A 14620-nucleotide genomic window follows, 5' to 3' on the forward strand; every position below is an offset into this window, starting at 1 on the left:
ACATCGTAATACTTATGTGTGAAGAGTTTACAATCATAAGCCGTCTAATAGTATAAACGAAGCCCAATACTCATATTTGTCATATTTGCCGTTATCAATTTGGCGTAGATGCCTCTGAGCGTCTTTGAGTGATTGGTACTTTGACTTTCCTGACATTAGGTTTCTATAGAACTCAACCATAAGAATTCGAGTCGCTTCATCATCAACTTTGTCTAGACTCATAAGAATCGTATTGGCACCAGCTTTTTTAAATCCTCTTTGCAGACCATAAACTCCATCATAATCAATATCGCCCAAAGCTGTTTGGCATGCAGACAGAACAACCAAGTCAACATTTTTTAAGTCTATATTAGATATTTCTTGAGCTGTTAAAATTCCATCATCAACACCATGCGGAATTTTATAATGCTGAGGTAACATATTACCCCGTGACATAACAAGAAAAGAACGAGCTAGTGCTGCATCCTCTGGAGAAATATATAATGTTTCATCTACAAATTTTAGATTCTTATTATTCAAATATACCGAGTCTGCACTATTCTCTATATACATACCGTGTGTTGAAAGATGTATAATATCTAATAAAGAGCCAGAAAGTTTCTTAAAAGATTCTTCTAAGCCATTCATCCCCATATACGTTATACAATCAACATTAGAATAAGATAGTAACTTAGATATTTCAGATATCTCAATTGAAGTATTTGGTAATGATTCAAAACCACTTCTATTTGATAAAGAATCGAGTAACCCTCTTTCAATAGGTGGAAAGTAGATATCCTCTACATCGCAATTCTTTTGAAATGTAGGAATAGTATCATAATTATAGTCTAGCCCCCCATACAAGACAGATTTCTTATAGTTACGTTTAGCAGCAGGGGCTAATATCATTTTAGTTGAAGACAATCTATATATATTATATTTATCACACATATATGTCCCGTTTTTATCGACCAAATATTCAATAGGACAATTATATATTTGCCCCGCAGGAGAAAAATAAATATTCTTTATGTCTTTTAACTCCTTTTCCATTGGCTGCCAGACTAACTCATAAAGTGAATCATTTTTATTGCTTATTGAATATAGTTTCATTTTTTGGAAGTCACCAAGTGCAAAAATTTTGGGCAACACATAATCTTTTTTCAACAATAGTGCTACATTATATTGTTTAAAATTATCATCAAAAAAAGACAAGAATTCAATTGCGACATCATACTTGGTAAGCCTTTTCTGTATGTCTTTCCATGTAACATTCGTTCTTTTTGTCAGATGTTGTTTCTTCAGTGTTTGCCATATTTGATCTTCTTGATTTGTTATCAATGTTGAAAGAGAATCCTTTACATGCTTATCATAAGCTCGAACAACCTTTGACCTATTTAACAAATATGAATAATACAATTCTTTTAACATTTTATCACCATGATTATCAATCATATTAGACATATTCATTTCTGTATTTAACATAAAACCTTTAGCGAATAGAGCGGAATTATCATATGCTTGCGTAATAAAATAATCTTCTTCACCAGAATAGGCTAATAACGGCAGGAAATTGCAAAAAACATTACGCAAACTACTATTCCAATAATTTACTCTATGGCAATATGGAAGTAAATCTATACTAGACAACAAATCTTCTTTAATCTTATTAAAAACATTATTATCCTTGATTATTTTTACAGCGTTAACGTAATCTTTTAATTTTACGTAACAAATAAACAATTCTAGTATAAATGTAGAATAACTCGTAATATCATCTCCGTACAATATTTTATATATATCCCAAGTTTGTTTACCAACATTTATAGCTTTTGAATAATCTCCCAATTTCAAATAACTATCAAAGATTGATTGCATGTAGTCCGCATATGCTCTTTTATTCTTTTGGAAATAATCCTGAATTTTCTTATTAAAATGAACCCTTTGTTCAATATCATAAAACATTTCTTTTTCTCCCAGTTCTGCATAAGTATTTGCCAAATTCCTATATGTATATACATACGATTCATAATCATTGATATTTCCTTCTCGCAAAATCCCTTGAATTTCTTCTAGCGTTTCAATTCTTTTTTTTAAATCCGCATAAGTTAACGACAGGGCCCTCAATGCTGAAATATGATCTATATTAAACTCACCCATTTCGTTTTTTATTATTCGAATTGACTTTTTTATAAGTTCTCTTGCTTTTTCATTATTGCCCAAAACATTATATAAATGGCCCAGATAATACATCATTTTTGCACATCGAATATCATTATAACCATACAATTTTACAATTATATCTAATGCATTCTCTTCATAATAAAGTGCGTCTCTTAATCTACCAAGTCTAAGATAATCCATGGATATATTTTCCAATGTATATGCGTAAGTTTCACTTATACCGCTATTTCTTTTAACTTCGTATTCTGATAATTCCTCTAATATCATTATGGATTTATAATAATCTCCCAAATAATAATAACAGGAAGACAGAGAAAGAAGACTAGGATAATACTCACTATTATATTTATCCTTATCCATATATTCTCCATATTGATTCTTTAATAGTGAAAAATAATCCTGCATTACTAATAACGCCTTATCGTACTCACCTAATTTGTTGTAACAATCTGAAATATTAATTAGAACACTTCTGTAGATTGAATCTTTAGCATTATACTCGAAAGTAGACAACGCTATTTTATTATACTCTAAAGCCTGAGTATAATTTCCAAGGCCAAAATGACATTGTGCTAAAAGTTTTATTGAAAAACCAAAATGGAATCCAGAATTAATATGTTTGGACAATTCAATTGATTCCTTTAGTCCCTCGATGGCCCTATAATAATCGCCTTTATCTAAATAAACTGCTGATTTAACGATAACTGATTCAAGTTTTTCTATTTCAGTACTCTTTCTAGAAAGTACATTAGAATTCTGAGAAAGAACTTGATTAATTGATAAAACAATCAAAATTACAACAAATAGATACTTTTTCAAATTCATACTATTATATGACTCTTAGTTATCGATGGTGCAAATATACAACTTTTTCTTGAATAGAAAAGGATTTAAAGAAAAAAGTTGTATTTCACAAGGCTTGTGGATAAAGCATATTAAAAAACGCCATTACCCATTGATTGGGGAGTAATGACGAGGTTATGGGAGATACATTAATGATTAATACTTTTGCATCAATTGCTCTATAGCATCCTTCAATGGTTGTAGATCGTCATTGATAACGGATACGATTATATCTTCGTCGATGTTAGCGTATTCATGAGATATAATATTACGTAATCCATATATGGCATTCCAAGGGATTGAGGGGAATGAGTCTAGTGGTTTATCTTCGCTCTTAAGGAGTTTGCCAATGTGCTCGCCTATTACTTGGAGCCTCATAACACAGGCATTAAATGCCATAACTCCTGTAGATGACGACATAAAATCATTTACAGTATTTCTTCCATCACTCCATTCTTGTATAAGGTTGATGGATTCCAGAACATCTTCGAGTCTGTCGTGGATGGTTAGTTGATTATCAGACATAGATAGCATCTCTTTCAATGTTAGACTTAAAGAGAGGACGTAGCGAATCGCGGAATCTTACCAGATCTACCTCGCAATTGAATAGTTGCTTCAAGGCTTCTTTAAGCTCATACATCAACTGCAATGACGGCTTCTGCACTTCGACCACGATATCAATATCGCTATTCTCGGTATTCTCTTTCCTGGCTACAGAACCAAAAATGCCGAGTTTTGTTATGCCAAATTTCTGTGCGAATGCGCTCTTGAAATCTGCTAACTTGTTGATACAATCTTGAAGCTCTAACATATTAATATCACTTTATTCGTTTGCAAAGATACAACTTTTTCTGAAATAGAAAAGGATTTAGATAAAAAAAATGGATTTCTGGTACATTGGTACATAGGTACATTACTAAAACCAATGGTGAGAGGGATGACATGACAAAGGGGGCGGGGAGAAAAAAAATTACGACGGCAACTTAATTTCTAAGTTAATTATTTGGTCCTTTCGAAAATAGTTCTTATCTTCGCACCGAGGTTATTATATTTTTTCGCGAGATGAAGAAAAGTAGTATTATTGAAGCGAGACGTAAGCAGGTTAATCCTGCGGTACGTCAGAAAGTAGAACTCTCGTTCCAAATTGTGGACCGCATTCATGAGATACTCGAAGCAATGGGGCTTAAGCAGAAAGACTTGGCTATGATGCTCGGTAAGAAAGAGGCTGAAATCAGCAAGTGGATGCGCGGTACTCATAATTTTACGATAGAGACGCTTGTATCTATTGAAAACACCCTCGACGCCCCTATCTTACAAGTGGTACATCAGGAAGTAAAATATCCTGACTATGAATATGAGCCTATGATAGCCTCAGAACCTGTACAGCCCCCAGAGCCATAATAGATACTTTCAAATGCCCCCAAAAACCGTGAGTTAACTCAAATCATCGATTGAGCTAGCTCGATTCATGAATCGAGCTAGCTCATGCGGAGGGTACCTATTTTTGGCTTGACTTTTCCTGATTTCACAAAACACCGTATTACCACCCTGCGGGGAGGACGATGTTCTCTACATCGTGGGCCTTGGCGAAGAGGGGTGATATTTCCTCGTTAGTGAAGCCGGCGATGCCACAACCGACACGGGTAACTAAGAAGGTGAGGTCGGGACGGGTCTTAGCAAACTCGATGAACTCATCGACATAGGGTTTGATAACATCAACACCACCATGCATGGTGGGGATGCCATAGCTCTGACCTTGCAGACCTACGCCCTGGCCCCAGATGGCACCAAACTTACGATAGGCCAACAGGGCCGCGCCACCGCCATGTGCACCTGCCAGATTGCTACCAAATACAAACACTTCGTTCTCGGCGAGTTCTGTAATACGCTCAGGGGTTACTCTTTTCTGTTCCATATATCTATTAGCGTTTGGTGGTGTAATCGAGGGCGGCACCGATAGCAGTGCAGTACTGCGAATACTTGGGGATGTGGAAACGGATGTTATAGAGCGTTTCCAAGGCAGGGAACACCTCTTTGCACTGCGGAAGCAGGGAGAGGTTGCCAATGAGCACGAAATCGCGTATATCGCTGCCTAATGAGGCAAGCCATGCGGCAGAACCGATAGACTGTAGCACCATGTGGATGAGTCCGGCAGCAATATCCTCCTTAGAGGCATCGCTCTGGGCATTGGCAAAGTTACTGGCGGTGGTATCCATGGTGAGACCAGGCACTGGAACGGCGCTGATATCGCCAATGGTCAGGTCGATATTACGGATATTGCCATGCTTGGCCAGCGTAGCCACCTGTTTGATATCGCTGGTATTAAGCATGAGACGGGCCAGACCAGCCAGCGTACCTCCACCAACACCGATACCACCAATATGGCGCATCTCGTTGCCGTCGCACTTCACAAACGATGTACCTGTACCCATCGACACCACAATAGTGTGGTCGAGCTTCGACTCAAAACGGGCTCCAAGGCCATCGGCCACGAACTCCTGACTTTTGGCTGTAGGCAGGCCGTAAATGGGCTGATCGATATAGGCGGAGCCTACACCAGTAAGCATTACCTGCTCGACATCCTTCAAATCGATATCATTATCGTGCAGATATTTGCCAAAGGCACCAAAAAGCGACGTAACCGGATCGGCAGCAGTGATACTGATAGGGGCCGACACCTTACCATTCTTGATTCCAACAATCTTGGTCGTTGAAATACCAACATCGATACCAATAACAATTCCCATTGAACTTTGAATTTTGAACTTTGACCTTTATATACGAAAAAACCCGGCTGCATTACTGCAAGACCGGGCTAATGAAAGGAGGAGTGGTACCTCCAGGAATCGAACCGGGGACACACGGATTTTCAGTCCGATGCTCTACCAACTGAGCTAAGGCACCAACATTTCAAATTCGTTTTGCAAACATCCTTTCGTTGTTTTGCGGGTGCAAAGGTACGACTATTTTTTGAACCCACCAAACTTTTTAGCACTTTTTTACAAATTATTTTTTTGTGCGCTATGCCTATGCAAGGGGGTTCCAGCCCTGTGCTTTCAATGTAAACTCCTGATTATCACGAGTTACGAGTACCTGACCGAACTTTGCATCGGTGATATGGCCAATAAGCTTGATTCCGTCGATCTGCTCGATTTTCTCATGATCGCCGATAGGAACAGTGAACAATAATTCGTAATCTTCGCCACCATTCAGGGCGCAAGTTGTGACGTTCATGTTCATTTCTTCGGCCATCACAGCGGTCTGATAGTCGATTGGAATGTTCTTTTCGTAGATACGACAACCTACCCCACTCTGCTTACAGATATGCATCAGCTCGCTTGACAGACCGTCGCTCACGTCCATCATGGCTGTAGGACGGATGCCAGCCTCGCGCAACTTCTGGATAATATCGCCACGGGCCTCGGTCTGCAACTGGCGCTGCAGCAGATACTCCTTGCCACTGAACTCAGGCTGGAAGTGAGCCAGTTCTTCAAGAGCGCGCTTATCGTTCTTCTTACGTGCTTCTTCCACCTGCTGATAATAAACACTCTTCTCACGCTCCAACAGCTGCAAGCCCATATAGGCGGCACCCAGGTCGCCACTCACGCAGATAAGATCGGTATCCTTGGCGCCATTGCGGTAAACGACATCCTCTTTACGGGCCTCACCGATACAGGTGATGCTGATGGCCATACCTGTATAAGAAGAGGTGGTATCGCCGCCAATCACGTCGATGCCCCACTTATCGCATGCCAAACGCAGGCCGGTATAGAACTCCTCGATATCCTCAACCGAGAAGCGTTTGCTGATGGCCAGCGAAACGGTCATCTGGCGTGGTGTGCCATTCATGGCGAACACATCGCTGATATTCACCATAGCCGACTTGTAGCCCAGATGCTTCAAGTCTATATAAGTAAGGTCGAAGTGTACGCCCTCCATCAGCATATCGGTGGTGATGAGCACCTCCTTGTCGGGATAGCTTAATACGGCGCAATCGTCGCCCACACCTTTCTTGGTGCTGTCGTTCCTTATCTCAATATCCTTTGTCAAACGGTCGATAAGACCGAATTCTCCTAATTTTGCTATTTCCATCCTTCTGTTGGGTGATCTGTGTTAAACTGTTCTTTATTATGAGCTTCGATACGCTCTGAACGCGCAATCATCTCGCGCATGATAGCCGTCATAAGCGGCTGCGCCATGTTGGCAGCCTCCTGCACTTCCTCGTGACTCACCTCAACGGGGACATCAAAGCCACCCAGGTCGGTAATCACAGAGACACCAAAGGTCTTGATGCCACAATGGTGGGCCACAATCACCTCGGGCACGGTTGACATGCCTACGGCGTCGCCACCAAGGATGCGATACATACGATACTCTGCAGGGGTCTCAAAGGTAGGACCTTGAACACCAACATATACACCGTGCTGCACCTTGATACCCTTCTCGGCAGCGATTGCATCGGCCTCAGCTATCAGATTATGATCGTATGGCTCGTGCATATCCGGGAATCGGGGACCGGTGGGGAAGTTCTTTCCACGCAACGGATGCTCGGGGAAGAAGTTGATATGGTCGGTGATAATCATCAGGTCGCCAATCTTGAACTCAGGATTCATGCCACCAGCAGCGTTAGATACGAAGAGGGTTTTGATGCCCAACTCGTACATAACACGAACAGGGAAGGTGACATCCTTCATCGAGTAGCCTTCGTAGAAGTGGAAACGACCCTGCATAGCCATGATATCAACACCGCCAAGCTTACCGAAAATCAACTTACCGGAATGGCCTTCAACAGTTGATACGGGAAAGTTGGGGATTTCCTGATAAGGAAACTCGTATATATCAGTTATTTCTGAAGCTAATTGTCCGAGGCCTGTCCCCAACACTATCGCTGTTGTTGGACTTGTGGTCATTCTTTCCTTTAGCCAGGATGCTGTTTCTTGAATTTTTGTATACATATCCTATAATTTTTTGATTGAATTCTTCTTCCTGATCCTGCATAATGGCAATACGCAGCGGCAGCATATACAGATGTTTCTTCACGTCATCGCTCAGCCCTTCAGTAGCTTGCAGGCGCGTGGCATCCTTCTCGGTTGTCAGCACCAGACGTGGTTCGGGCAGTGAGGCAAAGGCATTATTGATAGTCTCAATATCCTTACGATTGAAGTTGTGATGATCAGCAAAGGTGAGCGGCGTGATCTGCGAATCGAACTCCTGCAGGTCGTGCATTAACTGCTCTGGTGAAGCAATACCCGTGAGGAGCAGAATATTCTTACCTGACAGTCCTGCAAGGCTATCCAGACCAATAGAGCCAGTAGGGATGGCCACATTCCTGAACACAGGCTGTGGTGCATCATACTCCAAGGTAGAGAAGTACAACTGCTGATAGGGATAGAGTTTCATGGCCTTAGTGATAACACGGAACTCCATCGGCTTCAGATCCTTGGGGCACTTGGTGATAATCACGATATCAGCCCTGTCCTTAGCCCTGACGGGCTCGCGCAACCTACCAGCCGGCAACAGACAGTCATAAATAACCAAACGGTGATAATCAACCAGCAGGATATTGATGCCAGGCTTGACATAACGATGCTGAAAAGCATCGTCGAGCAATACCACATCGATATCCAAGCCACTGTCATCAGCAGTGAGCCTGCTAATGCCACGCGTACGCTTTCTATCCACAGCCACAGTGACATCGGGGAACTTCTGCTTGATCTGGTAGGGCTCATCGCCAATCATATGCATTGAGGTGTTCTCATCCGAGAGGATATATCCCCTACTCTTGCGCTTATAGCCACGACTGAGCACTGCTACGTTAAGCTTATCTTTTAGCAAACGGATAAGATACTCAACATGCGGGGTTTTGCCCGTACCACCCACAGTGATATTGCCTACAGAGATGACTGGGGTACTAAAGGAACGGCTCCTCAAGATGCCCATCTCGAACAGCAGATTCCTGATACCTACGCCCAAGCCATAGAACCAGGCTAAGCCTAACAGCTTTTTATTGATTGTTATAAAATCGCCTTCCAAAACTTTTCTCTATTCACTATTTCACACGGATATCGTCAAGCATACGAGCCTGAACGCGACTGTTGTTCTTGATATCATAGCGAATCTGCATCAGCGGCAGATAGGCATCGCCCAACAGCTCGCGGAGCTCAGAATCCAGATAAGAGCCCTTACTCTCCTTAGCCAGGAACTGATCCAACCAACTGGTCTGACCAGGATAGCTGGCAGTATGATACTCCTTCAACTTGGCCAGCTCGGCAGCCTTCTTCACAGCATCGTCGAGACTACCCAACTTATCCACCAACTTGATCTTCAGGGCATCGCTGGCAAGCCATACACGCCCCTGAGCTATCTCATGAACCTGCTCTGGCTTGATGCCACGACCCTCGGACACGATAGTCAGGAAGTTCTGATAACCACGATTGATATAGTTCTGCAACTGACGCATAATCTCGTCAGTATCCTTACCCATAACCAGTTCATTCTCGTAACCGGCAAACTGATGGGTCTTCGCACCATCAAGGGTTACCCCCAACTTATCGGTGAGCAGACCGCTCACGTTTGGGATCAAGCCAAAGATACCGATACTACCGGTGATAGTTGTTGGCTCAGCATAGATATAGTTAGCAGCAGAACTAATCCAGTAGCCACCCGATGCTGCTGCACCACCCATAGAAACCACAACAGGCTTCTTGGCCTTCAACATCTTGATGGCATGACGGATCTGCTCAGAGGCAACAGCACTACCACCACCAGAATTCACACGGAAGACAACAGCCTTGACATCATCATCGTCAGCCAGCTTACGGAGATCCTCTGCTGTCGACTTACCGACTATGCAATGACCACCACCGCTCAGAAGATTCTGAGCCTCGCTATCAACAATGCTACCGTATGCATAATAAACAGCAATCTCTTCGCCCTTGTCCTTCTTCTTCGACTTCACATTCATCATATCCGACAAGGTGAGCTGAGAAATCTCATCGTCCTTGTCGAGCTTCAGGCGCTTCTGGATTTCAGCCTTAATCTCCTCAGGGAACATCACCTTATCAATCAACTTGGCCTTTACCAGTGCATCGGCAGGTGTAAATGCCAGCAAACTGTCGTTCACCAGCTTATTCAGCTCGGTAGCATTCACCTTACGACCATCAGCCATCTCCTTCAGCCAGTAGTTCCAGATACCATTCAGATAAGCTTCACGCTGTTCGCGATCGTATTCACTCATATCTGAACGTGTGTCGCTCTCTACATAACTCTTATATTTACCAACTTTGGCAGCCATATACTTGACGCCCAGTTTGTCGTAAAGTCCCTTAAAATACATATTCTTTCCACCAAGACCACGCAAATCGACAGCACCCTCATCATTCAGGTAAATCTTGTCGGCTACAGTAGCCACGTAGTAAGAAGCCTGCGCATACTGGTCGGCATAAGCCACAATCCACTTGCCACTTTTCTTAAAATCCTGCAGGGCATCGCGCAACTGCTGAGCTGTGGCTGGGCTATCGAAACCAGCAGAACCACCCTCAATATAGATACCCTTGATGTGTTCCTCGTTCTTTGCCTTTCGGATGCTGGCAATCAGATCGTCGAGCCCCATAGAACCAGAACCATCTACTCCCAAAAGATTGTCGAAAGGTGTTTCTGCTTCGGCACGTTCATTGATTTCACCGTTCAGCTTGAGCACAAAAACAGAGTTATCTCTCACCTTGGTTGATGCCGAATCACTCGCCACCATCCCTACTATTGAGATAACGAAAAACAGTCCCATCACAAGACTGAAGACTACAATACCACAAACGGTGGCTAGAGTCATTTTCAGAAATTGCTTCATAATAGTCGTTTATTGGTTACGTAACAGATTGCAAAGATAACAACTTTTTCTCATAAAACAAATATTTTCTGCGAAAAACTAAAAAAAAACTGGATGTCATCACGACAGCCAGTTCAAAAAAAACAAACTACTTAAAAACTAATCTACTAAAACAAATCAAAAAAATTATTATTTGCGTTTGCAAAATTAGCGGGTTTTCATTGAACCCGCAAATGTTTCGAGCATAAAAATACAGCAAATATTTTAAATTAACTAAAAAAGGGGACAGATTATATAATCCATCCCCTAATTTGTTATGTTAGCTTTACAAAATTACATCATACCACCCATGCCTGGGGCACCACCCATTGGCATAGCGGGCTCCTTCTCAGGCTTGTCGCAGATGATGCACTCTGTAGTGAGGAACATACCAGCAATAGAAGCAGCATTCTCCAGAGCCACACGAGCCACCTTAGCAGGATCGATAACACCTGCCTCACGCAGATCCTCGTACTTGTCGAGACGGGCATTGTAACCGAAGTCACCCTTACCCTCACGAACCTTCTGAACAACTACTGCACCCTCGCCACCGGCGTTGGTAACAATCTGACGCAGAGGCTCCTCGATGGCACGGCAGATGATGTTGATACCGGTCTGCTCGTCGGCGTTGTCGCCCTTCAGGTTTTTAAGCGCCTCCTGAGCACGGATGTAGGTCGTACCACCACCAGCTACAACACCTTCCTCGATGGCAGCACGGGTAGCGCAGAGAGCATCGTCAACACGATCCTTCTTCTCCTTCATCTCAACCTCAGAGTTAGCACCTACATAGAGTACTGCTACGCCACCAGCCAACTTGGCCAGACGCTCCTGCAGCTTCTCCTTATCATATGAAGAGGTAGTAACCTCGATTTCCTTCTTGATCTGAGCGATACGATCCTGAATGAGCTGCTTGTCGCCAGCACCATTCACGATAGTGGTGTTGTCCTTAGAAACAGTTACCTTATCGCAAGTTCCCAGCATATCGAGTGTAGCCTGCTCAAGCTTCAGACCCTTCTCCTCGCTGATAACTACGCCACCAGTCAGTGTAGCGATATCCTCGAGCATAGCCTTACGACGATCGCCAAAGCCAGGAGCCTTAACAGCGCAGATCTTCAAGCCGCCACGCAGACGGTTTACAACGAGTGTGGTCAGAGCCTCAGAGTCAACATCCTCAGCGATAACCATCAGTGGGCGTCCGCTCTCAGCAGCAGGCTGCAGGATGGGCAGGAAATCCTTGATGTTAGAGATTTTCTTATCGTAGATCAGAATGTATGGGTTCTCCATCACGCACTCCATCTTCTCGCTGTCAGTGATGAAATAAGCTGAGAGGTAACCACGATCGAACTGCATACCCTCAACCACACCGATGTGGGTATCGCGGCTCTTGCTCTCCTCGATGGTGATGACACCGTCCTTGCTAACCTTGCGCATTGCCTCAGCCAGCAGTTCACCAATCTCCTTATCGTTGTTAGCAGATACAGTAGCTACCTGCTCAATCTTATCATAATTGTCGCCTACCTGCTCAGCACTCTTAGCGATGTGCTCGGTTACAGCCTTAACAGCCTTGTCGATACCACGCTTCAGGTCCATAGGATTAGCACCGGCGGTTACGTTCTTCAGTCCCTCAGAAACGATAGCCTGAGCCAGGATGGTAGCTGTAGTTGTACCGTCACCAGCATCGTCACCAGTCTTAGAAGCAACGCTCTTAACGAGCTGAGCACCAGTATTTTCAAACTTATCCTCGAGCTCAATCTCCTTTGCTACAGATACACCGTCCTTAGTGATCTGAGGAGCACCGAACTTCTTCTCGATAACCACGTTGCGGCCCTTAGGACCAAGTGTTACCTTCACTGCGTTAGCCAACTGGTCAACACCCTGCTTCATCGCATCGCGGGCGTCAATATTGAATTTAATATCTTTTGCCATAATCTTTCGAAATTTAATAATTTAACAATTATTTTTCAATCACTGCGAGTACGTCGCTCTGACGCATCATCAGATACTTGGTTCCCTCGAACTCGAGCTCAGTGCCGCTATACTTTCCGTAAAGCACCTCATCACCCTCCTTCAGAATCATTGCCTCATCCTTGGTGCCCTGGCCTACAGCCTTGATAGTACCATGAAGGGGCTTCTCCTTTGCAGTGTCAGGAATGATAATACCGCCAATCTTCTCTTCTGCAGGTGCTGGCAATACCAACACGCGGTCTGCTAATGGTTTGATGTTCATAATGCTTATATTTTTAATTTTAAACTTATTTTCTGCCATGCGTTCTGCCAAAAGTGTGCCAAACACTGACAATATGCCACTTTGTCACAAAAAAAATCCTCTTGCATCTGTCTGCAAGAGGATTTATGATATCCTTTATATATAAGGTATTACTGCATGTCGTAAACTACTTGCATGAGCTGCTTACCCAGGTCGTCGGCCTGATCCATGCTCTGAGCCTCGCTATAAACACGGATGATAGGCTCGGTGTTTGACTTGCGCAGGTGTACCCAACGATCTGGGAAGTCGATCTTTACACCGTCGATATCGTTAACAACAGCACTACTGTCCTTGGCAAACATCTCCTTGACCTTGACCAAGATAGCGTCAACATCGGTCTCTGGTGTGAGGTCGATACGATTCTTGGCAATCTGATAGTCAGGGAAGGTAGCACGAAGCTCACTCACCTTACAGCCCTTCTGAGCCAGACTCGACAGGAAAAGAGCGATACCAACAAGAGCATCACGACCATAGTGGCTCTCTGGATAGATGACACCACCATTGCCCTCGCCACCAATCACAGCGCCTACCTCCTTCATCTTGGTAGTCACATTCACTTCGCCAACGGCTGCAGCGGTGTACTTACCACCATGTTTCTCAGTCACGTCGCGCAAAGCACGAGTTGAGCTGAGGTTTGAAACGGTATTTCCAACAGTGTGGCTCAGAACATAGTCGGCTACAGACACGAGTGTGTACTCCTCACCAAACATGGTACCATCTTCACAGATAAAGGCCAAACGGTCAACATCGGGATCAACCACGATACCCAAATCGAAGCCACCCTTCTTCATCTTATCCATGATGCCATGCAGGTTTTTCTCCAATGGCTCTGGGTTGTGAGCGAAGTCGCCAGTACACTCACCATTCAGAATCTCGAAATCCACATCGAGAGCCTTGAACAACTCTGGCAGAATAATACCGCCTACCGAGTTAATGGTATCGGCACATACACGGAACTTACGTTTGCTGATAGCCTCACGGTCAACCAGCTTCAAGGCAAGCACAGAGTCAATATGGCGCTTATTATACGAGTCGTCAACGGTACAAGTACCCAGATGATCAACCTCAGCATAATCAAAGTCCTCAGCCTCTGCCATACGCAGTACTTCTGCGCCATCGGCAGCTGTCAGGAACTCACCCTCGCGGTTCAACAACTTGAGGGCATTCCACTGACGGGGGTTATGTGAGGCGGTGATGATGATACCACCATCGGCACCTGCCATACGTACTGCCAACTCGGTTGTTGGAGTCGTGGCATAGCCAATATCAATTACATCGTAACCCATGCCCATCAAGGTTCCAACAACCACGTTGCGAACCATGAGACCAGAGATACGACCATCGCGGCCTACGACTATCTTTTTTCCCCCAATAAACTGGGCGTAGGCTGTGGTAAACTTAACAATGTCTAAAGGATTGAGCGTGTCACCGGTATGACCGCCGATAGTACCACGGATACCGGAAATAGATTTGATCAGTGTCAT

At 43.8% G+C, this 14620-nt stretch carries 13 protein-coding genes and 1 tRNA gene; 1 reads left to right on the top strand and 13 read right to left on the bottom strand.

Annotated elements, in window-relative coordinates; translation table 11 throughout:
• Nucleotides 1-33: 33 nt before the first annotated feature.
• The 3 genes from T495_RS15260 to T495_RS0109970 all read right to left on the bottom strand — a co-directional run bounded on the left by T495_RS15260 (nucleotide 34) and on the right by T495_RS0109970 (nucleotide 3817).
• Entirely contained in the window at nucleotides 34-2982 is a 2949-nt protein-coding gene (locus T495_RS15260) for a CHAT domain-containing protein (RefSeq protein ID WP_197020383.1), read from the bottom strand.
• A gap of 180 nt (nucleotides 2983-3162) precedes the next feature.
• Nucleotides 3163-3531, bottom strand: a complete 369-nt coding sequence (locus T495_RS0109965) for a DUF86 domain-containing protein (protein ID WP_051651988.1) — start codon at nucleotides 3529-3531, stop codon at nucleotides 3163-3165.
• Nucleotides 3524-3817: a nucleotidyltransferase family protein gene (locus tag T495_RS0109970; protein WP_028903252.1), complete on the bottom strand. Its 294-nt coding sequence runs from the start codon at nucleotides 3815-3817 to the stop codon at nucleotides 3524-3526. The genes T495_RS0109965 and T495_RS0109970 overlap by 8 nt, the downstream gene beginning before the upstream one ends.
• A gap of 251 nt (nucleotides 3818-4068) precedes the next feature.
• On the opposite strand from T495_RS0109970, the gene T495_RS0109975 reads away from it, so the two are divergent.
• Nucleotides 4069-4407, top strand: coding sequence for a helix-turn-helix transcriptional regulator (locus tag T495_RS0109975; RefSeq protein ID WP_051651989.1), 339 nt, complete (start codon nucleotides 4069-4071; stop codon nucleotides 4405-4407).
• Nucleotides 4408-4546: 139 nt separating this feature from the next.
• On the opposite strand, the gene T495_RS0109980 is transcribed toward T495_RS0109975, so the two are convergent.
• The 10 genes from T495_RS0109980 to glmM form a co-directional block, all read right to left on the bottom strand.
• Complete coding sequence (locus T495_RS0109980) at nucleotides 4547-4921, bottom strand: hypothetical protein (RefSeq protein ID WP_033148558.1); 375 nt, start codon at nucleotides 4919-4921, stop codon at nucleotides 4547-4549.
• A gap of 7 nt (nucleotides 4922-4928) precedes the next feature.
• Nucleotides 4929-5753, bottom strand: coding sequence for a type II pantothenate kinase (gene coaW, locus T495_RS0109985; RefSeq protein WP_028903255.1), 825 nt, complete (start codon nucleotides 5751-5753; stop codon nucleotides 4929-4931).
• 84 nt (nucleotides 5754-5837) lie between these two features.
• Nucleotides 5838-5910: transfer RNA gene (locus tag T495_RS0109990), tRNA-Phe, on the bottom strand.
• Nucleotides 5911-6033: 123 nt separating this feature from the next.
• A complete protein-coding gene (thiL, locus tag T495_RS0109995; protein WP_033148559.1) occupies nucleotides 6034-7098 on the bottom strand; it encodes a thiamine-phosphate kinase in 1065 nt (354 codons plus the stop codon).
• Nucleotides 7089-7916 (bottom strand): purine-nucleoside phosphorylase, encoded by an 828-nt coding sequence (locus tag T495_RS0110000; RefSeq protein WP_231495087.1) that lies wholly within the window; start codon nucleotides 7914-7916, stop codon nucleotides 7089-7091. The genes thiL and T495_RS0110000 overlap by 10 nt, the downstream gene beginning before the upstream one ends.
• Nucleotides 7846-9039 carry a tetraacyldisaccharide 4'-kinase gene (gene lpxK / locus T495_RS0110005; RefSeq protein WP_033148560.1) on the bottom strand — a complete coding sequence of 398 codons (1194 nt, stop codon included), beginning with the start codon at nucleotides 9037-9039 and terminating at the stop codon, nucleotides 7846-7848. Before lpxK ends, T495_RS0110000 begins: the two co-directional genes overlap by 71 nt.
• 16 nt (nucleotides 9040-9055) lie before the next feature.
• Nucleotides 9056-10852 carry a signal peptide peptidase SppA gene (gene sppA / locus T495_RS0110010; protein ID WP_033148561.1) on the bottom strand — a complete coding sequence of 599 codons (1797 nt, stop codon included), beginning with the start codon at nucleotides 10850-10852 and terminating at the stop codon, nucleotides 9056-9058.
• Nucleotides 10853-11164: 312 nt separating this feature from the next.
• Nucleotides 11165-12796, bottom strand: a complete 1632-nt coding sequence (gene groL, locus T495_RS0110015; protein WP_028903259.1) for a chaperonin GroEL — start codon at nucleotides 12794-12796, stop codon at nucleotides 11165-11167.
• 28 nt (nucleotides 12797-12824) lie between these two features.
• Nucleotides 12825-13097 carry a co-chaperone GroES gene (locus tag T495_RS0110020; protein WP_028907353.1) on the bottom strand — a complete coding sequence of 91 codons (273 nt, stop codon included), beginning with the start codon at nucleotides 13095-13097 and terminating at the stop codon, nucleotides 12825-12827.
• 149 nt (nucleotides 13098-13246) lie between these two features.
• Nucleotides 13247-14620 (bottom strand): phosphoglucosamine mutase, encoded by a 1374-nt coding sequence (gene glmM, locus T495_RS0110025; protein WP_028903261.1) that lies wholly within the window; start codon nucleotides 14618-14620, stop codon nucleotides 13247-13249.

Source organism: Prevotella sp. P6B1 (genome assembly GCF_000702825.1).
Classification (GTDB): domain Bacteria; phylum Bacteroidota; class Bacteroidia; order Bacteroidales; family Bacteroidaceae; genus Prevotella.